This is a genomic window from Vibrio sp. Vb0667, from assembly GCF_033391095.1.
Window position 1 is genome coordinate 1 of sequence record NZ_JAWPOL010000121.1, and the last position, 1636, is coordinate 1636.

Here is a 1636-nt window from a genome sequence, read left to right on the forward strand (position 1 = left end):
CAAGATATAACTGCCTGAAGCGGTTTTTACTCGGCCCGAATCAGCCAATGTTCTGACTTGTTCTAAAATCGCAAGCTCATCTTTCAAAACGGCATTTGGATGCGTTCTTGGTGTCAACATCCCATCATCTTGATACAGGCGATCGGCAAACGCCTCAAACAACAATGGCACATCATAATCGTCCGCGATTTCTAAATATTTTTCGTTCTCTTGCGATGCAAGGATCATCAACGGTACTTTAAACAGTGCGGCTGCTTTAACGACCGCTCGAAAAACCGCATCGCTTTTCATCATATCGTTGTAAAGGGCACCATGAGGCTTGATATAACCGATATCGGTATACTGCGCACGGCACAATGCCTGCAACGCACCTACTTGATAGATCACCATGTTAGTAATTTCATCGCTGCTCATACTGAGGCTGCGTCGACCAAAACCTTGTAAGTCGGGATAACCGGGATGCGCACCAATATCAACATCGTGAAGATTCGCTAAGGTAATCGTGTCGTGCATCACGTTAGGATCGGAAGCGTGAAAGCCACAAGCAATGTTCGCCATATCGACATGAGGCATCACGCTATCGTCAGCGCCCATCTTCCAAGAACCAAAGCTCTCGCCCATATCGCAATTTAATGTCAGTTGCTGTTTATTCAATGTCATATATTTATAGTTACCTTAGCAATCACATCACGATGCAGGAAAAACCTTTTATCTTCAGTGACTCAGTTCATTCTTCAAACAACCAGAATGAGATTTTTACTTAGAACTCGAGCTGAGAAAGATCATTAGAGTCCAGCACGTCGTTATCGTTCTTTGATTTGTTCCGAATTTTAAGGTAATTCGGTCCTTTTCAATCCAATTTTTGAGAATTTAACGTTATTTTGCTTTGCCGTCATGTTAGTCTTACGGCTTCTATTGGGTGATAGCTTGCATAACAACTCTTTTGTCTTCTAGTTGTTGTTGTGCGACAGGAATATATATGTCATTACGAGCAAAGCTTATCTGGCCGATTCTGGTTTTTATTACGGCGATCTTTGTTGCTTCAAAAGGTTATACCTCGTACACCGCATACCAATCGTCAAAACATGAGTTGGTTGAGCAAACTCGCAAGTTAATCAATAACGTGTCTTATTCAATTAAAGATGCGCTCACAACAAAGAACAAGCGAAAAGCACAAACTATTCTGGCCGATCTTCTAGAACAGCCCAACGTTTCTAGAGTGAAATTGTATGATAGGGCCAATGAACCTTTTGTTGTGCTTGAAGGGAGTGGGGAGTCTGCTCCCGTTCCTAATCAAAATGAAAGAAGTAAGCTCGATGCATTAGGGTATGCGTTGTCCGCCAAGTTTTTGTACGTACTTGAGCCTATCATCCATGAAGGGCATGTGATTGGCTCAATTCGAGTGACGTTGTCACACATTCCAATTATGAATGCGCAACATTCATTCTTGAAAGATGCCGGCGTACTTCTGCTGATATTGGCGGCTGGTGGCATTATTTTCTACATTACCATTGATCGTATCATTCTAAGACCGTTGCTCGATCTCAACGGTGCAATTCAAGATGTTACTTTTGGTAATGCCTCTCACGTACAAATTCGTCATCATTCTAAAGACGAACTGGGCGAAGTTATTCAC

Annotated in this window: 2 protein-coding genes; one reads left to right on the forward strand and one right to left on the reverse strand. The window is 42.4% G+C overall.

All coding sequences use genetic code 11. The annotated features are described in order from the left end of the window. Positions 1 to 660, reverse strand: a 660-nt coding sequence (locus R8269_RS23890) for a 5-oxoprolinase subunit PxpA (protein WP_318222737.1), incomplete at its 3' end; no start/stop codon positions are given. Positions 661 to 979: 319 nt separating this feature from the next. Here R8269_RS23890 and R8269_RS23895 point away from each other — a divergent pair. Further along, the coding region (locus tag R8269_RS23895) for a CHASE sensor domain-containing protein (RefSeq protein WP_318222738.1) at positions 980 to 1636 on the forward strand (657 nt) is incomplete at its 3' end.